This window comes from Bradyrhizobium sp. Y36, from assembly GCF_002531575.1.
In the GTDB taxonomy this organism is placed as follows: domain Bacteria; phylum Pseudomonadota; class Alphaproteobacteria; order Rhizobiales; family Xanthobacteraceae; genus Bradyrhizobium.
Genome location: NZ_NWTI01000003.1, coordinates 315,840 through 335,979, shown reverse-complemented (window position 1 = coordinate 335,979; position 20,140 = coordinate 315,840). Strand labels below are relative to the sequence as shown.

Annotated in this window: 19 protein-coding genes and 3 riboswitches; of the genes, 16 read left to right on the top strand and 3 right to left on the bottom strand. The window is 68.3% G+C overall.

Going from position 1 to position 20,140, the window contains the following annotated elements:
• Positions 1 to 636 (bottom strand): cob(I)yrinic acid a,c-diamide adenosyltransferase, encoded by a 636-nt coding sequence (cobO, locus tag CO669_RS08290; protein ID WP_097659287.1) that lies wholly within the window; start codon positions 634 to 636, stop codon positions 1 to 3.
• Between the two features lie 40 nt (positions 637 to 676).
• A riboswitch (cobalamin riboswitch) is annotated at positions 677 to 898 on the top strand.
• 94 nt (positions 899 to 992) lie between these two features.
• On the opposite strand from cobO, the gene CO669_RS08285 reads away from it, so the two are divergent.
• From CO669_RS08285 to cobJ, 7 genes are read left to right on the top strand one after another with little or no spacing between them, the layout of a single operon-like run.
• The gene (locus CO669_RS08285) at positions 993 to 1,367 is read left to right on the top strand and encodes a DUF1636 family protein (protein ID WP_097659286.1); all 375 of its coding nucleotides are present in this window, start codon (positions 993 to 995) and stop codon (positions 1,365 to 1,367) included.
• Entirely contained in the window at positions 1,364 to 2,398 is a 1,035-nt protein-coding gene (cobW, locus tag CO669_RS08280; protein ID WP_097659285.1) for a cobalamin biosynthesis protein CobW, read from the top strand. Before CO669_RS08285 ends, cobW begins: the two co-directional genes overlap by 4 nt.
• Entirely contained in the window at positions 2,398 to 5,646 is a 3,249-nt protein-coding gene (gene cobN, locus CO669_RS08275; protein ID WP_097659284.1) for a cobaltochelatase subunit CobN, read from the top strand. The genes cobW and cobN overlap by 1 nt, the downstream gene beginning before the upstream one ends.
• A complete protein-coding gene (gene cobG / locus CO669_RS08270) occupies positions 5,643 to 6,806 on the top strand; it encodes a precorrin-3B synthase (protein ID WP_097659404.1) in 1,164 nt (387 codons plus the stop codon). Before cobN ends, cobG begins: the two co-directional genes overlap by 4 nt.
• The gene (locus CO669_RS08265; RefSeq protein ID WP_097659283.1) at positions 6,806 to 7,435 is read left to right on the top strand and encodes a precorrin-8X methylmutase; all 630 of its coding nucleotides are present in this window, start codon (positions 6,806 to 6,808) and stop codon (positions 7,433 to 7,435) included. Before cobG ends, CO669_RS08265 begins: the two co-directional genes overlap by 1 nt.
• Positions 7,436 to 7,437: 2 nt before the next feature.
• Positions 7,438 to 8,169, top strand: a complete 732-nt coding sequence (locus tag CO669_RS08260; RefSeq protein ID WP_097659282.1) for a precorrin-2 C(20)-methyltransferase — start codon at positions 7,438 to 7,440, stop codon at positions 8,167 to 8,169.
• The gene (gene cobJ, locus CO669_RS08255; protein WP_097659281.1) at positions 8,166 to 8,900 is read left to right on the top strand and encodes a precorrin-3B C(17)-methyltransferase; all 735 of its coding nucleotides are present in this window, start codon (positions 8,166 to 8,168) and stop codon (positions 8,898 to 8,900) included. The genes CO669_RS08260 and cobJ overlap by 4 nt, the downstream gene beginning before the upstream one ends.
• On the opposite strand, the gene CO669_RS08250 is transcribed toward cobJ, so the two are convergent.
• A complete protein-coding gene (locus CO669_RS08250) occupies positions 8,876 to 9,640 on the bottom strand; it encodes a cobalt-precorrin-6A reductase (RefSeq protein WP_097659403.1) in 765 nt (254 codons plus the stop codon). The genes cobJ and CO669_RS08250 overlap by 25 nt on opposite strands.
• On the opposite strand from CO669_RS08250, the gene cbiE reads away from it, so the two are divergent.
• From cbiE to cobT, 8 genes are all read left to right on the top strand, one after another.
• Positions 9,618 to 10,799: a precorrin-6y C5,15-methyltransferase (decarboxylating) subunit CbiE gene (cbiE, locus tag CO669_RS08245; RefSeq protein WP_097659280.1), complete on the top strand. Its 1,182-nt coding sequence runs from the start codon at positions 9,618 to 9,620 to the stop codon at positions 10,797 to 10,799. The genes CO669_RS08250 and cbiE overlap by 23 nt on opposite strands.
• Complete coding sequence (locus CO669_RS08240) at positions 10,796 to 11,164, top strand: cobalamin biosynthesis protein (protein WP_198963894.1); 369 nt, start codon at positions 10,796 to 10,798, stop codon at positions 11,162 to 11,164. Before cbiE ends, CO669_RS08240 begins: the two co-directional genes overlap by 4 nt.
• Positions 11,161 to 11,943: a precorrin-4 C(11)-methyltransferase gene (cobM, locus tag CO669_RS08235; protein WP_097659278.1), complete on the top strand. Its 783-nt coding sequence runs from the start codon at positions 11,161 to 11,163 to the stop codon at positions 11,941 to 11,943. Before CO669_RS08240 ends, cobM begins: the two co-directional genes overlap by 4 nt.
• A complete protein-coding gene (locus CO669_RS08230) occupies positions 11,943 to 13,253 on the top strand; it encodes a cobyrinic acid a,c-diamide synthase CobB (protein ID WP_097659277.1) in 1,311 nt (436 codons plus the stop codon). Before cobM ends, CO669_RS08230 begins: the two co-directional genes overlap by 1 nt.
• Complete coding sequence (cobA, locus tag CO669_RS08225; protein ID WP_097659276.1) at positions 13,250 to 13,981, top strand: uroporphyrinogen-III C-methyltransferase; 732 nt, start codon at positions 13,250 to 13,252, stop codon at positions 13,979 to 13,981. The genes CO669_RS08230 and cobA overlap by 4 nt, the downstream gene beginning before the upstream one ends.
• Before the next feature lie 45 nt (positions 13,982 to 14,026).
• A riboswitch (cobalamin riboswitch) is annotated at positions 14,027 to 14,245 on the top strand.
• 37 nt (positions 14,246 to 14,282) lie between these two features.
• Entirely contained in the window at positions 14,283 to 14,960 is a 678-nt protein-coding gene (locus CO669_RS08220; RefSeq protein ID WP_097659275.1) for an energy-coupling factor ABC transporter permease, read from the top strand.
• Positions 14,961 to 15,001: 41 nt separating this feature from the next.
• Positions 15,002 to 15,751 carry a precorrin-6A synthase (deacetylating) gene (cobF, locus tag CO669_RS08215; protein WP_097659274.1) on the top strand — a complete coding sequence of 250 codons (750 nt, stop codon included), beginning with the start codon at positions 15,002 to 15,004 and terminating at the stop codon, positions 15,749 to 15,751.
• A 10-nt stretch (positions 15,752 to 15,761) separates the two neighbouring features.
• Positions 15,762 to 16,814 carry a nicotinate-nucleotide--dimethylbenzimidazole phosphoribosyltransferase gene (gene cobT, locus CO669_RS08210; RefSeq protein ID WP_097659273.1) on the top strand — a complete coding sequence of 351 codons (1,053 nt, stop codon included), beginning with the start codon at positions 15,762 to 15,764 and terminating at the stop codon, positions 16,812 to 16,814.
• Here cobT and CO669_RS08205 read toward each other — a convergent pair.
• The gene (locus CO669_RS08205; protein WP_097659402.1) at positions 16,807 to 17,379 is read right to left on the bottom strand and encodes a histidine phosphatase family protein; all 573 of its coding nucleotides are present in this window, start codon (positions 17,377 to 17,379) and stop codon (positions 16,807 to 16,809) included. The genes cobT and CO669_RS08205 overlap by 8 nt on opposite strands.
• Before the next feature lie 75 nt (positions 17,380 to 17,454).
• Positions 17,455 to 17,656, top strand: a riboswitch (cobalamin riboswitch).
• A gap of 115 nt (positions 17,657 to 17,771) precedes the next feature.
• On the opposite strand from CO669_RS08205, the gene CO669_RS35915 reads away from it, so the two are divergent.
• Positions 17,772 to 20,138, top strand: a complete 2,367-nt coding sequence (locus CO669_RS35915; protein ID WP_198963893.1) for a TonB-dependent receptor — start codon at positions 17,772 to 17,774, stop codon at positions 20,136 to 20,138.
• Positions 20,139 to 20,140: the final 2 nt, after the last annotated feature.

Genomic DNA, 20,140 nt, shown 5'->3' with positions numbered 1-20,140 from the left:
TCAGAACTCGACGCCGGCCTGCGCCTTGATGCCGGAGCGGAAGGGGTGCTTGACCAGCGTCATCTCGGTGACGAGATCGGCGATCTCGATCAGCTCGTCCTTGGCGTTGCGCCCGGTGAGCACGACATGGGTCATCTCGGGCTTCTGCGTCGTCAGGAATTCGACGACCTCGGCGATGTCGAGATAGTCGTAGCGCAGCGCGATGTTGATCTCGTCGAGCACGACCATGCGCAGGTTCTCGTCGAGGATCAGCTCCTTGGCCTTCTCCCAACCGGCGCGGGCGGCGGCGATGTCGCGGGCGCGGTCCTGCGTCTCCCAGGTGAAGCCTTCGCCCATCGCGTGGAACTGGCAGAGCTCGCCGAAATGGCCGGTGAGCAGGCGCCGCTCGCCGGTGTCCCAGGCGCCCTTGATGAACTGCACGACGGCGCAGGGAAAGCCATGCGCGACGCAGCGGACGATCATGCCGAAGGCGGACGAGGACTTGCCCTTGCCGGCGCCGGTGTGGACGATGATGAGGCCCTTCTCGCCGCTCTTGGTCGCCATGATCTTGTCGCGGGCGGCCTTCTTCTTCGCCATTTTTGCGGCGTGCCGGGCGTCTGTTTCCTCGGCTGTTTGGGTATCCGGTTCAGGCGTCATCGGTCCCGGTCCTTCGGCTTGACAAGAGGCGGCCACCGGCAAATGGTGGCCCGGCGTTGGTTCCTGTCCTATGACAGGCGAAGAGGGAATGCGATAGGGTCCGAATCGGCAAGATTTGGGTCCAAAATGCAGCCGCCCCCGCGACCGTGACCGGAGAGATGCCCGAAGCCACTGATTCCCTCTGGGAATCGGGAAGGCGGGGATCGAAGGGCCAAAACCCTGCTCCGCAAGCCGGGAGACCTGCCAGCGCGGACGAGTTTTGGACCGGCGGACGGGGTGTTCCGCGACGGGGAAACGGGCCTTCCGACGAATGGTCCGTGTGCCTCATCGCCTCCCGCTGATATCTGGAAGAGGCGATGACCGTCACACTTCATGTCTGCATCACCTGCCGTGCCGGCCAGACGCTCGGCGAGGGCGAGACCACGCCCGGCAAGCGCCTGCACGGCGCGATCCTCAAGGCCGGCGTGCCCGAGGGTGTCAATGTGGTTCCCGTGGAATGCCTCTCGGCCTGCAGCCAGGGCTGCTCGGTCGCGCTCAGTGCACCCGGCCGCTGGTCCTATGTCTATGGCCGGCTGTCGGATGCGCACGCGCAGGACGTGGTCGCGGGCGCCGCCGCCTATGCGGCCGCACCTGACGGACTCGTGCCCTGGCGCAGCCGCCCTGAAATCTTCCGCAAGCAATCGCTTGCGCGCATTCCCCCCATTGCCGTGTTGCCGGAGGCTGCCGAATGAACTCGCTCGCAAAAGTTCCGGTCACGGTGGTGACTGGCTTCCTCGGCTCCGGCAAGACGACGCTGATCCAGCATCTGCTCGCCAATCCCAACGGCAAGAAACTCGCCGTGCTCGTCAACGAGTTTGGCAGCGAGGGCGTCGACGGCCAGATCCTGAAATCCTGCGCCGATGCCAATTGCCCGGAAGAGAACATCGTCGAGCTCGCCAATGGCTGCATCTGCTGCACCGTCGCCGACGATTTCATTCCGACCATGGAGAAATTGCTGGCGCGCCCCGTGCGGCCCGATCACATCCTGATCGAGACCTCCGGGCTGGCGCTGCCAAAACCGCTGCTGAAGGCGTTCGACTGGCCGGAGATCCGCTCGCGCATCACGGTCGACGGCGTGATCGCGCTGGCGGATGCCGAGGCGGTCGCCGCCGGCCGCTTCGCGCCGGATCCGGACGCGGTCGAAGCGCAGCGCGCGGCGGACGAGAATCTCGATCACGAGACGCCGCTGTCGGAGGTGTTCGAAGACCAGATCGCCTGCGCCGACATCGTGCTGCTGACCAAGGCCGATCTTGCCGGTGCCGCGGGCATCGAAGCCGCCAGGGCCGCGATCACCGCCGAGATGCCGCGCCGCGTGCCGATGCTGTCCGTCACCGACGGCGCGATCGATGCGCGCGTCATCCTCGGCCTCGGCGCTGCCGCCGAGAACGATCTCGCCGCGCGTCCCTCGCATCATGACGGTGAGGAGGAGCACGAGCATGATGATTTCAATTCTGTCGTGATCGATCTTCCTGAGGTGACCGACGTCGATGCGCTAGTCGCATCGGTCCAGAAGCTCGCGCGCGAGCAGAACGTGCTGCGCGTCAAGGGCTACATCGCGGTGGCGGGCAAGCCGATGCGCCTCCTGCTGCAGGCGGTTGGCGAGCGCGTGCGCCACCAGTTCGACAAGCCCTGGGGCGCCGGCAACCGACAATCAAAGCTCGTCGTGATCGGCGAGCACGCCGATATCGACGAGGCTGCGATCAAGGCGGGATTGGGAGTCTGATGCACGTCGTCTTCCGCGAGAGCCGCGGTCTCGAGGAGACCGCGACGCCAAGGGACATCGGCCAGGATCCGGCCGATCTCGTGGTGCTCTCGTACTCGGATTCCGACTTGGCGGCGTTTGCGGCGGGCTGGCGGCGGGGGCGCGCGAGCTTGCCGTCGCTGCGGCTCGCCAATCTCGCCGAGCTGCGTCATCCGCTGTCGGTCGACACGTATGTCGAGCGCACGCTGTCGCAGGCGCGCGGCATTCTGGTGCGCCTGATCGGCGGTGAGTCCTATTGGCCCTACGGCCTCGCGGCCTTGCAGCAGCTCGCGAAGGACCGCGGCATCGTCCTCGCCGTGCTGCCGGCCGATGGCCGCGACGACATCAGGCTCGATGCGTATTCGACCTTGCCGGTCTCGACGCTGCGGAGGCTCAAGGTGCTCTGCGACACCGGCGGCCCGGTCGCGGCGCAAGCGGCGATCGCGCAGCTCGCGCTGGCCTCGGGTCTCTATGCCGGGCCTGTCATCGGCGAGATGACCGTGCCCGAGATGGGATTTTACGATCCCGCGCGCGGCGTCATTGCCGCGCCGGCAGCCGGCGAGGGGAAGCCGCGCGCGCTGGTGACGTTCTATCGCTCCTATCTCACCGCCGCGGACACGGGCCCGGTCGATGCGCTGATCGTAGCGCTGCGCGAGAAGGGTTTTGACGCCTGTGGCGCCTTCGTCACCTCGCTGAAGGCGCCAGGCGTCGCCGGTTGGCTGGGCGCGCATCTTGCGCAAAATCCGACGGCCGCGATCGTCAACGCGACGGCGTTTTCCGCCCTGGGCGACGAGGGCACCACGCCGTTCGATGTCGCCTCGTGCCCGGTGTTCCAGGTTGCGCTCTCCACAGCGCGGCGCGAGGACTGGGCGGACTCCCTGCGCGGCCTGTCGCCCGGCGACCTCGCCATGCATGTGGTGCTGCCCGAGGTCGATGGCCGCGTCTTCACCGGCGTGGTGAGCTTCAAGTCGGCTGCGATGCGCGACCGCGATCTGCAGTTCTCGCATCTGGCGCACCGGCCGGATGAGGAGCGTGTGAAAGCCGTCGCCGCGCGTGTCGCGGCCTGGCGGCGCCTTGCGGAGACGCCCGTTGCCGAGAAGCGGCTGGCGATCGTGCTCTCGAACTATCCGGGGCGCCCACACCAGATCGCGCATGCGGTCGGTCTCGATGCGCTGGCGTCGGTCGAGGCGCTGGTGTCCGATCTCGGGCAGGCCGGCTTCGAAATTGCGCCTGTCCATGCGCTCGGCGAGACGCTGCTGAAGCAGAGCTTGACCTGGAGCGTTGCCGAATATCGCGCCGCGCTCGCACGCCTGCCGCGATCTCTGCAGGATGATCTCGCGCAAGCCTGGGGCGCGCCGGAGACCGATCCGGGCTGCCGCGACGGTGCATTTCATTTTGCGGCCATCACGTGCGGTCGGTCGATCATCGCGGTCCAGCCGGAGCGCGGCGATGCGGCCACGCGCGATGGCGACTATCACGATCTCGCTCGCACGCCGCGCCACGCCTATGTCGCGTTCCATCTCTGGCTCCGCGAGCAGGGGATCGATGCCGTCGTGCACATGGGCGCGCATGGCACGCTGGAATGGCTGCCCGGCAAATCCGTCGCGCTGTCGTCTGCGTGCTGGCCGGAAGCGCTGATCGGCGATCTCCCCGTCATCTATCCCTTCATCGTCAACGATCCCGGCGAGGCCGCGCAGGCCAAGCGCCGCATCGGTGCCGTCACAATCGGCCATCTGCCGCCGCCGCTGGAGACATCCGCGGTGCCGGAAGGCCTGCGCCGGCTCGAACGCCTGCTCGACGAATATTCGACCGCCGACGGTCTCGATCCCGCGCGCCGCCAGCGGCTGATCGCGGCGATCCGCGACGAGGCGCGCGCGGCGGGCCTTGAGGACGATCTCGGCCTCGACGCCGCGGCCGCGCCCGCCGAAGCCATCCCGCGGATCGATCGCTTCGTCTGCGATCTCAAGGAAAGCCAGTTCGGCGACGGCCTGCACGTGTTCGGCCGCGGCGCCTGCGGCGACGCCGAGCGCGATGCGCTGCGTGCCGCGCTTGCCGGCCGGCGCGTTGCGCCGGGCCCATCCGGCTCGCCCTATCGCGGCCGTCAGGACGTGCTGCCGACGGGGCGCAATCTCTTTGCCGTCGATCCGCGCGCGGTGCCGACGCCGTCGGCGCATGCGCAAGGGATCAAACTCGCCGAAGAGCTGCTGCGCCGCCACCTGCAGGATCACGGTGACTGGCCGAAAGGCCTCGTGGTCGACCTCTGGGGCTCGGCGACGATGCGCACCGCCGGTGAAGAGTTCGCCATGGCGCTGCATCTGGCCGGCCTCGCGCCGCGCTGGGATCACGCCTCCGGCCGCGTCACCGGCTACGACATCGTCGCGCCGGCCGAGCTCGGTCGCCCCCGCATCGACGTCACGCTGCGGGTGTCGGGCCTGTTCCGCGACGTCTTCTCCGGCCTTGCGCAATTGTTCGAGGCAGCGTCCGAGGCGCTCGCGTCGCGCGACGACGAGGGCGAGGAGAATCCCTATCGTCATCGCACCTCGCGCGTGTTCGCGCCGCGTCCCGGACAATATGGTGTCGGCCTCTCGGCGATTCCCGATGCTTTCACGCCGGAAACGCGCGATGCCGCGGGCGAAGCCTGGCTGTCCGCGTCGTCCTGGGCGTTCGCGGCCGATGGCGAGATCAGGCCCGATCGCGCCGGCATCGAGCAGCGCCTCGCGGCCGCCGACGGCTTTGTCCACGTCCAGGACCTGCCGGAAACCGACCTGCTGCTCGCTGCCGATTATGCCGCGCATGAAGCCGGCGTTGCGGCGGCTGCAGCGCATCTCGGCGCCGCGGCGCCTGCGCTCTATCACTTCGATACGACGCGCCCGGAGCAGCCGAACGCACGCACGCTGACCGAAGAGATTTCTCGTGTCGTCCGCGCACGCGCGACCAACCCGGCCTGGATCGCCGGCATGATGCGGCACGGTTTTCGCGGCGCCGCCGAGATCACCGCGACGCTGGAGCACATGGCGGCCTTCGCGCATCTTGCCGGCGCCGTGCCGCCGCATCTGTTCGATCTCTATTACGACGCGACGCTCGGCAATGACGATGTCCGCGCCTTCATGGCGCGTGAAAATCCGTCGGCGCTCGCCGCGATGGAAACCTGTTTTGCGCGCCTGCATGATGCGGCACTGTGGCAGACGCGCCGCAATTCGATCGCCGCGGCGTTGCGGGAGGCCTCATGAGTGCGGCTTCGGTCAAGGGCTGGTGTCCCGGCGCGCTGCGCCCGATGCAGTCGGGCGACGGTCTGGTGGTGCGCGTGCGCCCGTTCGGTGGACGGCTCGAAGCCTCCCAAATCACCGGGCTTGCCGAGCTCGCCGGGCAACACGGCAATGGCCTGATCGACGTGACGAGCCGCGCCAATCTCCAGATCCGCGGCGTCCGCGAGCAAAGCCATCGGCCGCTGCTCGACGGGCTTGCACGGCTCCAACTGCTCGACCCCGACGCCGACGTCGAGGCCAGGCGCAACATTCTGGTGATGCCGTTCTGGAGCGGCGGCGACGAAACGCAGTCGCTCGCCGCCGGGCTGGAGGAGGCGCTCGCCGAGTGCGGCCTCGCGCTTCCCACAAAGTTCGGCTTCGCCATCGATGACGGACGTTCGCGGGTGCTTGCCGGAAACTCCGCCGACATCCGCATCGAGCGCGATCGCTCCGGCCGTCTCCTGGTGCGCGCCGACGGCGCGACGCTCGGCCGCTCCGTCGCGCGCGGCGAGGCCGTGAGCACGGCGCTGGCGCTCGCAAGCTGGTTCCTGGTTTCCGGCGGCGCGAGGGGCGGGCGAGGGCGCATGGCCGCCCACATGGCGTCCGGCGCGGCGTTGCCTGCATCGCTGCGGGGCGAGACCGAGCCTGCGCCCGTGATGGCCGCCTCGCGGCCCGGGCAGTATCCGCAAGGCGCGATGGTCGGCGTGGCGTTCGGGCAGATGCTGCACACGACGCTGCATCAATTCGCGGCCTGCGGGCATGCGCTGCGCATGACGCCGTGGCGGATGGTGCTGAGCGAGGGCAAGCGCGAGATGCCGAGCGGGGCGGGCCTCATCACCGAGCCCTTCGATCCGGCGCTGCGCGTCATCGCCTGCAGCGGCGCGCCGCGCTGCCGCGAAGCCCATGCCGATACGCGCGCGCTGGCCGCGGCACTCGCGCCGCGCATCGCCGCGGATGCACGCCTACACGTCTCCGGCTGCGGCAAGGGCTGCGCCCATTCCGGCACGGCCGCAGTCACGCTGGTTGCGACGCGCGCCGGCTTCGATCTCGTCCGCGACGGCTCGACGCGCGACGAGCCGTCCCTGCGCGGCCTGAACGGTGCCGACATCGTCAGCGATCCCTCCATCCTCGTGGGAGGGAACTGATGCCGCACACCTACGAGACCGATGGCGCGGCGATCTACCGGCAATCCTTCGCCACCATCCGGGCCGAAGCCGATCTCGCCCGCTTCACGCCTGACGAGGAGCAGGTGGTGGTGCGGATGATCCATGCCGCCGGCATGGTCGGCCTGGAGGCGCATATCCGATTCACGTCCGGCATGGCGACGGCCGCGCGCGCCGCTCTGCAACGAGGCGCGCCGATCCTGTGCGACGCGCGCATGGTCTCGGAAGGGATTACGCGCCCAAGGCTTCCCGCGGCCAATGCCGTCATCTGCACGCTCGGCGACGAGAGTGTGCCCGCGCTCGCGCAGTCCATGCGCAACACCCGCTCGGCCGCGGCGCTCGAACTGTGGCGGCCACATCTTGGCGGTGCGATCGTTGCGATCGGCAATGCGCCGACGGCGCTGTTCCATCTGCTCAATATGCTGGAGGACCCAGGCTGTCCGCGGCCGGCGGCGATCATCGGCTGCCCGGTCGGCTTCGTCGGTGCGGCTGAATCCAAGGCGGCGCTGATGGCTGATCCTCCCGTGCCGGCACTGACCGTGGAAGGCCGCCTCGGCGGCTCCGCGATCACGGTTGCCGCCGTGAACGCGCTGGCGAGCCGGAGCGAATAGCGATGGGACGCATCATCTGCTGCGGTCTCGGCCCCGGCGATCCTGACCTGATGAGCGTGCGCTCCGACCGCACGGTGCGGGCTGCGAAGCACGTTGCCTACTTCCGCAAGAAAGGCAGGCCGGGCCAGGCGCGGCGCATCGTCGAGGGCATGTTGGCCGCTGACGTCACCGAATATCCCATGGAATATCCGGTTACGACGGAGATCGCCTTCGACAGCGACGAATATGTGCAACTGCTTGCCGGCTTCTATGACGAATGGGCCGAGCGCCTGGCGCGGTTGTCGCGCGCGGTCGACGTCGTCGTGCTCTGCGAGGGCGATCCATACTTCTACGGTTCCTTCATGCATCTGCACACGCGCCTGCAAGGCCGTGTCGAGATCGAGGTGATCGCCGGCATTCCCGGCATGGTCGGCTGCTGGAACGGCGTCGGACAGCCGATTGCGCTTGGCGATGACGTGACGACCGTGCTGATGGGCACGCTGGCCGAGGACGAGCTGGAGCGGCACATGCGCGATTCCGATGCGCTCGTCGTCATGAAGACCGGTCGCAATCTCGCAAAGGTGCGCCGCGCGCTTCGCTCCGCCGGGCGGTTGGACGATGCCTGGCTGGTCGAGCGCGGCACCATGCCCGGCGAGCGCGTGGTGCGGCTGGCGGAGGTCGATGCCGCCGACTGTCCCTACTTTGCGATCGTGCTGGTGCACGGCAAAGGCCGGCATCTGGACGCCGCCGAATGACGGGCACGCTGACCATCGCGGGCCTCGGGCCGGGCAGCGATGCTCTGGTGACGCCCGAGGTCACAGCCGCGCTCGCTTCTGCGACAGACGTTCTGGGCTACGCGCCTTACGTCGCGCGCGTGCCGCCGCGATCGGGGCTCAACCTGCACCCGTCGGATAACCGCGAGGAGTTGCAGCGCGCGAGCGAAGCCCTGCGGCTTGCGGCCGAGGGCGGCCAGGTCGTCATCGTGTCCTCCGGCGATCCCGGCGTGTTCGCGATGGCCTCCGCCGTGTTCGAGGCGCTGGAGCAGGCGCCGCAATATCAGGCGTTGCCGATCCGTGTGCTGCCCGGCATCACTGCGATGCTGGCGGCCGCCGCGCGCACCGGCGCGCCGCTGGGCCATGATTTTTGCGCGATCAACCTCTCCGACAATCTCAAGCCGTGGACGGTGATCGAGAAGCGCCTGCGCCTTGCCGCGGACGCCGACTTCTCGATTGCGATGTACAATCCGCGCTCTGCAAGCCGGCCGGAGGGGTTTGGCCGCGCGCTTGCGGTGCTGAAGGACGCAGGCTGCGGCGAGCGTCTCGTGATCTTCGCGCGCGCGATCAGCGCTGCCGACGAGAGAATTGAGGTCGTTGCGCTGAACGATGCGACGCCCGAGATGGCTGATATGCGCACGCTTGTCATCGTCGGCAATTCGCAGACGCGCCGCGTCGGCCGCTGGGTCTATGCACCGAGGCGGGTCGAATGACCGATCCACTGCATCACCTCAGAGACGCTCTCGACCCGCTGGCGTTCGGGCAGCGCCGGTCGCGAGATCATGATCACGGGCAGGTCGAGCTTGCGGGCGGCGTCGATCTTGGCGCGCGCGCCGTCGCCGCCGGAATTGCGGGCGACGATCCACGCGATGCCGCGGCTGCGCAGCATTTCCAGCTCGCCGTCAAGCGTGAACGGTCCGCGCGACACGATGACATCAGCAGCGAAGGGCAGCGGCGCCTCGGGCGGATCGACGAAGCGCAGCGTGTAGGCGTGCTGCGGCTTCGCCGCGAAGGGCGCGATGTGCTGGCGGCCGATGGCGAGGAATATCTTTGCCGGGGCCTCGGGCAGGGCTGCGACCGCGGCGGTGACGTCGGGAATTTCGGTCCAGCGATCGCCGGGCGCGTTCGTCCAGGGCGCGCGTTCCAACGCAATCAGCGGCGTATCGGTTTGCGCGCACGCCTCGACCGCATTGCGGCTCATCTCGGCGGCGAACGGATGCGTCGCGTCGATCACGTGGGTGATGCTTTCGCTACGGATATAGTCGGCCAGCCCGCTCACGCCGCCGAAGCCGCCGATGCGGGTCGGCAGCGGTTGGTCGGCCGGCGCGCGCGTGCGGCCGCCATAGGAGTAGACGGCGTCGATGCGCGCGCGCGCGATGGCCGCAGCAAGCTCGCTCGCGTCGGCGGTTCCGCCCAGAATGAGGGCGCGTATGGTTGATCCCTGGCTGACCATCATCGGTATCGGCGAAGATGGCCTTGCCGGGCTGTCCGAGGCAAGCCGAAAGGCGCTCAATGATGCCGAAACCGTGTTCGGCGGCGAACGCCATCTCGCGCTTGCCGGCGTGACCGGGCGCGGCCGCGTCTGGCCGGTGCCGTTCGACGCGAACGTCGTGCTGAGCTGCCGTAACCGGCCGACAGTGGTGCTCGCTTCCGGCGACCCGTTTTGGCACGGCGCGGGAGCAAGCCTTGCCGAGAAGCTCGGTGGTGACGAATGGATCACCTATCCGGGCCCCTCGACGTTCTCGCTCGCTGCCGGGCGGCTCGGCTGGCGTCTGGAATCGGTCGCGTGCCTCGGGCTCCACGCCGCGCCGTTCGAGCGTCTGGTGCCGCACCTGGCGAACGATGCGCGCATCATCTGTCTGATGCGCGATTCAAGGGCGGTGGGCGATCTTGCGAGATGGCTAACGGCGCGCGGATGGGGCGCTTCGCTGCTGTGGACTCTCGCTGCCCTCGGCGGTCCGCGTGAAGTTGTCGAGCAGCATCGCGCCGATCTCTTTGCAGATGATCTCGATGAGAAGCTGATCGCGGTGGCGTTGCTGGCGAGAGGCGGGCAGGGCCTTCCCCGCAGTTCCGGACTGCCGGATGATCTGTTCGTTCATGACGGCCAGATCACCAAGCGGCCGGTGCGCGCGCTGGCGCTGTCGGCGCTGGCGCCGCGGCCGGGCGAACGGCTGTGGGACATCGGTGCCGGATCGGGTTCGATCTCGATCGAGTGGGCGCTGTGCGGAGGACTGGCGAACGCAGTCGAAGCGCGCGAGGATCGCACCGCGAATATCCGCAAGAATGCCGCGGCGTTCGGGCTGGCACACCGCGTCACCGTCATCACGGGGACAGCGCCCGAGGCGCTCGCTGCGCTGGATGCGCCCGACGCTGTTTTCATCGGCGGCGGCCTCGATGGCGCGCTGTTCGATGCCGTCTGGTCGCGGCTCACACCCGGGACGCGGCTCGTCGCGCATTCGGTGACGCTGGAAACGGAAGCGCTGCTCGGCGAGCTGCAGCAGCGCCACGGCGGCGAGCTGATGCGGGTTGAGATCGCACACGCCGCTCCGCTCGGCCGATACCGCTCCTGGGAGGCGGCGCGGCCGGTGGTGCAGTGGAGCGTGGTGCGATGAAGGTCGCCGGGCTCGGATTCAGAAGGGATGTTACGCTGGCTTCGCTGCGTGAGGCGCTGGTGGCGGCAGGCGGTTCCGATGGGCTCGCCGCGATGGCGACCGCCAGCGACAAGGCCGATTCCGAACCGCTGAAGCAGCTCGCGCGAGAGTGCGGACTGCCGATCAGGGCGATTCCAGCCGCGACATTGGCCGGCATCGACACGCCCACGCGATCGGAGCGCATCGCGGAAAAGTTCGGCACGGGATCTGTTGCCGAAGCCGCGGCGCTTGCTGCGGCCGGCCCTCGGGCCAAGCTGATTGCGACGCGCGTGGTCTCGCAGGATCGCACGGCGACGGCCGCGATCGCGGAAGGAGACGGCGCATGACGGTGCATTTCATCGGCGCAGGGCCGGGCGCACCCGATTTGCTGACGCTGCGCGGCCGCGACCTGATCGCGGCGTGTCCGGTCTGTCTCTATGCGGGTTCGCTCGTGCCCGAGGGCGTGCTGGCGCATTGCCCGCCGGATGCGCGGGTCGTCAACACCGCACCGTTGTCGCTCGACGAGATCATCGCGGAGATCGCCGCGGCGCATGCCGACGGCAAGGACGTCGCACGGCTGCATTCCGGCGATCTCTCGATCTGGTCGGCGATGGGCGAGCAGCTTCGTCGCCTGCGCGCGCTCGGCATTCCCTACACGGTCACACCTGGCGTGCCGTCCTTCTCTGCCGCCGCAGCTGCGCTGGAGGCCGAGTTGACGCTGCCGGGGCTTGCGCAAACGGTAGTGCTGACGCGCACACCCGGCCGTGCCAGTGCAATGCCCGAGGGGGAGAGGCTCGCCGCCTTCGCCGCGACCGGCGCGGTGCTTGCGATCCACCTCTCGATCCATCTGCTCGACCAGGTCGTCGCCGAGCTCATGCCGCATTATGGCGCAGATTGCCCGGTCGCGATCGTCTGGCGCGCGAGCTGGCCGGACCAGCGCATCGTGCGCGCGACGCTGGCAACGCTCGATGCGGCCGTGGGCGCCGAGATGGAACGCACCGCGCTGATCCTGGTCGGCAGGACGCTTGGCGCTGCGGATTTCGACGAGAGCCGCCTCTATGCGGTCGACTACGACCGTCGCTATCGGCCGGTCGGCGCCGCGCCGCGCTTTCCGGAGGCGTCGTGATGGCGGCAGGCCTCGTCATCTCCGCACCGGCCTCCGGCGTCGGCAAGACCACGCTGACGCTGGCGCTCGCGCGTGCCTGGCGCCATCGCGGCCTGCACGTGCAGTGCTTCAAGAGCGGACCAGATTATATCGATCCCGCCTTCCACGCCGCCGCCACGGGCCGCGCCTCCGTCAACGTCGATAGTTGGGCGATGGATCGCGCCACGATCGAAAACCTCGTCAGCCGCGGTGCGGATGCCGATCTCGTGCTCGCCGAGGGATCGATGGGCCTGTTCGACGGCGTCGCCGCGCGCGGCGTCTGCGGCACCGGTGCCACCGCCGATATCGCGGAGATGCTGGGCTGGCCGGTGGTGCTGGTGATCGATCCTTCCGGGCAGGCGCAGACTGCAGCCGCAATCGCCGCAGGCCTGCGCGATTATCGCGCCGGTGTGCGCCTTGCGGGCGTCGTGCTCAATCGCGTCGCTAGCCCGCGCCATGAGGACCTGGTGCGGCGCGCGCTTGTCGACGCCGGCATTGCCGTGTTCGGCGCGCTGCCGCGCCATGCCGAGATCAGCCTGCCGAAGCGGCACCTCGGCCTCGTCCAGGCCGAGGAGCAGGCGGAGATCGGACAGCTGATCGACGAAGCCGCGCGGTTCGTCGCCGAGCATGTCGATCTCGAAGCGGTGCTGCGATCCGCGGCCAGCTGGTCGCCGCAGCCGGCGGCGAGCGGACCGAAATTGGTGCCGCCGGGCCAGCGCATTGCGCTTGCGCGCGATGCCGCATTCTCCTTCGTTTATCCGCACATGCTGGAGGCCTGGCGCGCGGCAGGCGCGGAGATCTTGCCGTTCTCGCCGCTGGCCGACGAAGCGCCGGATGCGAGCGCCGATGTGTGCTGGCTGCCCGGCGGCTATCCCGAGCTTCATGCCGGCAGGATCGCGTCCAATGCCCGGTTTCGCAGCTCCTTGCGCGCCTTCGCCGACACGCGGCCCGTGCACGGCGAATGTGGGGGCTATATGGTGCTGGGAACCGCGTTGACCGACGCGGACGGTATCCGCCACGAGATGACGGGCCTGCTTGGCCTGGAGACCAGCTTTGCCAAACGCCGCATGCATCTGGGTTATCGCCTCGCAACGCTCGCCGCGCCCATGCCGGGCCATCGCCCCGGCGCGCGGCTGCGCGGCCACGAGTTTCACTATTCGACCATTCTTGCCCAGCCTGACACGCCGCTGGCCGTCGTGCATGATGCAACGGGCGCCGTCATCGCCGAGACCGGCTCAAGGCGCGGCCACGTCAGCGGCACGTTCTTTCACCTGATCGCGGAGGACCGGTGAGCGGATTCGTTTCCTTCATCTCCGCCGGGCCCGGCGACCCCGAGCTGCTCACGCTCAAGGGCGCCGCGCGGCTGCGCGAGGCCGACGTCGTGCTCTATGACGATCTGGCCTCGGGTGCGATCCTCGATCTGGCCCGGCCCGATGCCAATCTCGTCGCCGTGGGGAAGCGCGCAGGGCGCCCCTCGACCAAGCAGCATCACGTCAACCGCCTGCTGGTCGACTACGCCGCAACGGGGGTGCGCGTGGTGCGGCTCAAGTCCGGCGATGCCGGTATCTTCGGCCGGCTCGAGGAGGAGATCGAGACGCTGCGCGAGGCCGGCATCGGCTATGAGATCGTTCCCGGCGTCACCTCCGCTTGCGCCGCAGCGGCCCAGGCGGGCATTCCCCTGACCCGGCGTCACACTTCGCGCCGGGTGCAGTTCATCACCGGGGCCGATGTCACCGGCGAGCTGCCGCCGAACCTGAACTGGGCGGCGCTGGCCGATCCTGAAGCGACGACCGTGGTCTATATGGGCCGGCGCACCTTTCCCGCCCTTGCCGCAAAATTGATCACGCATGGACTCGCCGCAGATACCCCGGCGCTGGTCGCCGAATCCCTCGGCCGTTCCGACGAGCGGCTGGTTCGCACCACCATCGCCGAGCTTGCCGAGCAGCTTGCCCGCGGCGGCGCTCCCTCGACCGCGGCCGTGATCCTGTTCGGCGCGCTGGCAGGGGATTATCGGTCATGACCGCCTCCGCCGCGCCTCGGCCCTTGACGCCGGCTCAGCGAAAGGGGCACACAGGAGAGGCATGGTGCTCACCACGGCGCAAAGCGCCGGAGCATAATCGGGAATGGGGGTGGGCGGACCCAGTTGCGGCGCCCAAAACCCCAGCCGCCCCCGCGACTGTAAGCGGTGAGGGACTTCGATCAGCCACTGGGCCGCAAGGCTCGGGAAGGCCGAAAGTCCCAGTGAACCGCGAGCCAGGAGACCGGCCCTGCACGTTTTGAGGCCAAGGCCGTCGGGTGTGACGGCAGGAAGGATCTGAGCCATGCATATCGAACCCGGCATCGTGACGGGCGCCAAGCTCGTGTTGAGTTACGCAACCGGCATCGCCGCAGGCGGCGTTGCCTTGAAGCTCGCAGCCGAGACGGTGCGCGAGCAGGGCGTCGTGTCGTTCGCGGCGCGGACGCTCGCCACCACCGTCCTCGTCTTCACCTTCTTCGAGATCCTGCCGCACTTCCCGGTCGGCGTCTCCGAGGTGCACTTCATCCTCGGCTCGACCTTGTTCCTGCTGTTCGGGGCTGCCCCCGCCGCCTTCGGCCTCGCGCTCGGCCTCTTCTTCCAGGGCGTGTTCTTCGAGCCGGCCGACATCCCGCAATACGGCATGAACGTCACGACGCTGCTGGTGCCGCTGTTCGCGATCCAGGCGATCGCCTCGCGGATCATCTCGCGCAACACGGCTTATGTCGATCTGAAGTATCGCCAGGCGCTGGCGCTTTCGACGACCTATCAGGCCGGCGTGATTGCCTGGGTGGCATTCTGGGCGCTCTATGGTTCCGGCTTCGCCATGACGAACCTCGCGAACATCGCGACCTTCGCGGCGTCCTACGCGCTGGTCATCGTGATCGAGCCGCTGGCTGATCTCGCGGTACTGGCGCTGGCGAAGTCGCTGCGCGGCGTCACCGCGCCCGGCTTCGTCACGCCGCGCCTGCATAACGCGGCCTGAAGAGACAAGGGGCGGCCGTCATGGCCGCCCCCACGCCCGCGATGCTCACGCTTTCCCTGATCGGCATCGGTTGCGGCGATCCCGGCCAGCTCACGCGCGCCGCCGTTGAGGCCATCAACGCCGCCGATCTCATCCTGATCCCGCGCAAGGGAACGGCGAAGTCCGATCTCGCCGATCTCAGGCGCACGATCTGCGCGGATGCGCTGACCCGCGACAAGACAGCCGTCGCCGAGTTCGATCTTCCGGTGCGTGACGCAGGCGAAGCCGACTACCGTAAGGGCGTGGACGACTGGCACGACGCGGTCGCCGCAACCTGGTCGAAAGCGATCGCGGATCATCGCGGCGGCGACGGCAAGGTCGCGCTGCTGATCTGGGGCGATCCCTCGCTTTACGATTCCTCGCTGCGCATCGCGCGGCGCCTCGATCCCTTACCGAAGATTGATGTCGTGCCGGGCATCACCTCGATCCAGGCGCTGTGCGCGGCGCATGCACTGCCGCTCAACGACATCGGCGAGCCCTTTCTGGTCACGACGGGGCGCCGCTTGCGCGAGGGCGGTTGGCCGCAAGGCGTCGATACGATTGTCGTGATGCTCGACGGCGGCACGGCGTTCGAGTCGCTCGATCCGGCCGGGCTCCACATCTATTGGGGCGCCTATCTCGGCATGGAAGACCAGATCATCCTGTCCGGCGCGCTCGCCGAGATCGGTCCGCACATCGTCGCGGCGCGGCAACAGGCGCGCGCGCGGCACGGCTGGATCATGGACAGCTACATTCTCAAGCGCAGGCGTTAAGCGAGGCAGCATGCTCCCCGAATGGGTCACCCGGAAATGCCCCGAGATCTCCGCTGCCCATCGCGACGCGGCAATCTCGCGTCAGGCGCAGCTGACGAAGCCGACCGGCGCGCTCGGCCGGCTCGAGCAGCTCGCGATCGAGCTCGCCGGCCTGCAGGCGACCGGGCAGCCGCGCGCGGCGCGCGTGCCGATCATCGTTTTCGCTGGCGATCACGGCATCGTCGCGCAGGGTGTGTCGGCCTATCCGCAAGCCGTGACCATCGCGATGATGGCGAATTTCGCCGCGGGCGGGGCCGCGATCTCGGTGCTGGCGCGCGAGCTCGGCTCCAGCCTTGATGTCGTCGACGCCGGCACGCTGGCAAATGAGGCGATGGCTGGCGTCATCACCGACAAGCCGCGCCATGGCACGCGCGATTTCAGCGTGGAGGCCGCGCTCACTCCCGCGGAGCTGGCCTTCGCCTTCGAGGCCGGCCAGCGCGCGGTCGTTCGCGCAGAGGCGGGCAAGCCGGATCTCTTGATCTTCGGCGAGATGGGGATCGGCAACACCACGACGTCGGCGGCGATCGCGGCGAGCCTGCTCGGCATCAGCGCCGAGGAGATCGCCGGCAGCGGCACCGGCGTCGATGCGGCCGGCCGCGCGCACAAGGCCCGCGTGATCGATGCCGCGATTGCGCGGCATGGCGTCGGTGGCGCGTCGCCGGACAAAATCCTGTGCGCCGTCGGCGGCCTCGAGATCGCGGCGATTTGCGGCGCAATCATTGCGGCTGCGCAGCGCCGCATCCCCGTGCTGATCGACGGCTTCATCGTGTCGGTCGCCGCGCTTGCGGCGGTGCGGCTGAACCCGTCGTGCCAGCCCTTCCTGCTGCCTTCGCACCAGTCGGCGGAGCAGGGACATCGGCTCGTCCTGCGCGCGTTGAACGTGCAGCCGCTGATCAGCCTCGATCTCAGGCTCGGCGAGGGATCGGGGGCCGCCATCGCGCTGCCGCTGGTGCGGTTGGCCTGCGCGCTTCACAACGGCATGGCGACCTTCGCGCAGGCCAATGTGCCGGATCGGCCTAGCTGATCCGCTGGTTGACGGAAACGACGCGCCAGCCGCTCGCAAGCCGGTCGACCCGCGTCAGCGACAGCGGATCGATCACGAAGCGCAAGGCGGCCTGCGGCGTGAGGTCCAGCGCGATGCAGAGGATTGCGCGGATGGTGCCGGAATGCACGACCGGCGTGGCCGATCCGGCTTCGATCCGCGACAGACCGACCCGGACGCGCACGACCTGGTCCGCAAAGCTTTCGCCGCCCGGCGGCCGTCCGCCGGCCGGATCGTTCCAGAACTGCGCATAGGCCTCGCCGCCGGTTGCGGCGAGCGCGTCGTGCCGATGGCCGGTCCAGTCGCCGAAATCCTGCTCGCGGAATTCGCCGACCAGCTCCGGGTCGAGGCCGAGCGCGCACGCCGTCTCGACCGTGCGCCGCGACGGGCTGGCATAGCTGGCGGCATTCCGGGGCAGGCGCCGCCGCAACGCATCCAGCTGCGCGTGATCGCTGAGATCGGCCGGTGCGTCGGAGGCGTGGATGGTGCCTGCGACGCCCGCGACTGGCGCGTGCCGGATCAACCAGAGGAAGGTCTCGCCTTCCATGCTCATCTCTCCATAGGAAGTTGGCCGCTGTGGCAATAACGCCGCATGGGATACATTGACTCTGTCGTGATGGTAATCCTAGATGCTCGCGACGGTTTCCCCGAGAGGGGATGAAAAGGGAATGCGGTGCGGGGACGTTGTCCCCAATGCCGTGGCTGCCCCCGCAACTGTGAGCGGATAATCCTTCGTCAGAAGCCACTGGGCGCTCGGTCCCGGGAAGGCGACGAAGCGGTGATGACCCGCGAGCCAGGAGACCTGCCGTCAGCCGTGGTCACACGCGAAGATGTCGGTCGGGGAGTACAGACATTCGGCTTCATCGGAGGGCTGACAAGCCCGTGGTGAGACCTCGTTCGCTGTGACGTGCCACTGACGTCATACCGAGGTCCAGAATCGTGTCTTCCATTCAGATCGTACGACCGCGCGGCTTCCTGCTCGCCTCCGCTGCCCTTACGCTGGCTGCGGCTGATATGCCGGCCGCGCTGGCGCAGCAATCGCGCGAGCCGCTGCCGCCGATCGAGGTGTCGCCCGCCCAGTCCCGCAAGCAGGCGAAGCCTGCCGGGCGGGACGGGCAGAGCACACGTCGCGCGTCGTCGCGCAGATCCGCAACTGCCGCGGCCGCGCCGAGACCTGCCGTGCCGGGCACATCGTCGCAAGTGCAAGCGGCGACGCCGCTCAACTCCAATGCGGTCGCCGAAAGCGCCTCGCGCCTTGGCCTCACGGTGCGCGAGACGCCGGCGACCGTCGAGGTGATCTCGGCCGAGACCATGCGCGAGCAGGGCTATCGCACCGTGTCCGAGGTGGCGCAGGGCGCGGTCGGCGTCACCTCCGGCGACGCGCCAGGAGAGCCGGCGGGCTTCTCGATGCGCGGCTTCACCAACAGCCAGATCAACACGCTCTACAACGGCATCAAGATCGGCCCGCAGAACATGACGTCGCGGATCATGGACACGGCCAATCTGGAGGCCGTGGAATTCCTGAAAGGTCCGGCCTCGCTGATCTCGGGCGAGGGCGCGGCCGGCGGCGCGATCAACTTCGTCACGAAGCAGCCGCACACGGGGCCGATCCGCAACGAGGCGGACTTCTCGTACGACTCCCTGAACTCGTTCCGTGCCCATTACGGCTCGGGCGGCAGCACCAACGTCCAAGGTCTCGACTACCGCTTCGACGTCAGCCGCTCCTCGCTCAACGGCTTCGTCGACGACACCAACACCAGGACGCTCGACGTCTCCGGCCAGCTCAACTACCGCATCTCCGACAGCCTCAAGGTCTGGGGCGCGATCGAGTATCGCGAGGATCGCGGCAAGGCCTATTGGGGCGCGCCGCTGGTGCCGGTCGCCTTCAGCGGCTCGCACGCGACGAGCGGCATCGTCTCGGGCAATTACGTCTCGAACTACAACAAGACCAATCTCGGCGCGGTTACGATCGACGACCGCACCTTCAACACCAATTACAACGTCCTCGACAACCGCAACGTGGCGCAGGAAGTCTGGCTGCGCGGCGGTTTCGAGCTGAAGCTCGCGCCCGACCTGACCTTGAAGAGCCAGGCCTATGGTTATGGCGCCGAGCGCAGCTGGTTCAACAACGAGATCGAGGCGTTCAACTCCGGCACGAATCTGGTCGATCGCGAGCGCTTCTACGTCGCGCACAGCCAGCGCCTCGTCGGCAACATCACCGACCTGATCTGGGATGCGAACATTGCAGGGTTCGACAACCGTATGGTCACGACGCTGTCGTCGAGCTATCTCGATTTCGTCCGGCCGGGTGCGGCGAACTTCCCCGGGGATTCGGTTTCTCTTGTCGATCCCAACCGCGGATTCTACGGCCTGCTCACGACCAAGCAGCAGACCGCGCGCATCGACAACGAGGCACTCTCGTTCGAGGACCGGCTGAAGCTGACGCGGACCTTTGCGCTGATCGGCGGCCTGCGTGTCGAGCATATCGGGCTCGATCGCAATTCGACGGACGCTGCGGGGCTCGCGAACGCGGGCTTCCCGTACTCCAAGGACTGGGCACCGGTGACGGGACGCATCGGCTACACCTGGGAGGCCGTGCCCGGCCTGACCTTCTTCAGCCAGTACGCGACCGGCGCCGACGTGTCCGCCAACAACATCTTCCTGTTGCTGCCGACCCAGCCGCTGGACCTCACGACGTCGCGCACCTACGAGACCGGCGTCAAGCACCTGTTCTGGGACAACCGGGCGGAATGGTCGTTCTCGGCCTATGATATCCAGCGCAAGAACGTCTATGCCGCCGCCGGCGGGCAGGCGCTCAATATTGCCGGACGGCAGGAATCAAAGGGTGTCGAGCTTGCCGCCTCGGTGCGGCCGATCGAGCCGCTGCGGCTGTGGGGCAACATCGCCTATGTCGATGCGCGCTATGCCGACTACAATTTCGTCGGCGGCTCGTTCTCCGGCAACGCGCCGCCGAACGTGCCGCGCATCGTTGCCAATGCCGGTGCGTCGTATCGGTTCTTCACGCCATGGCCGGTCGAACTCGGCATCACCGGCCGCCATGTCGGCGATCGCTACAACACCGACGCCAACACGGTGACGATGAAGGCCTACACCGTCGCCGACGTCTATGCCTTCGTCGACATCCCCAAGACGGTGTTTGGCGCGGTCGACCAGGCCCGCCTGACCTTCCGCGTCCGCAACATCACCGACAAGCGCTACGCGATCTGGGGCGATCCGTTCTATCCCGATCAGATCCTCTTGGGCGCGCCGCGCACCTACGAGATCTCGGCGGCGTTCAAATGGTAGGA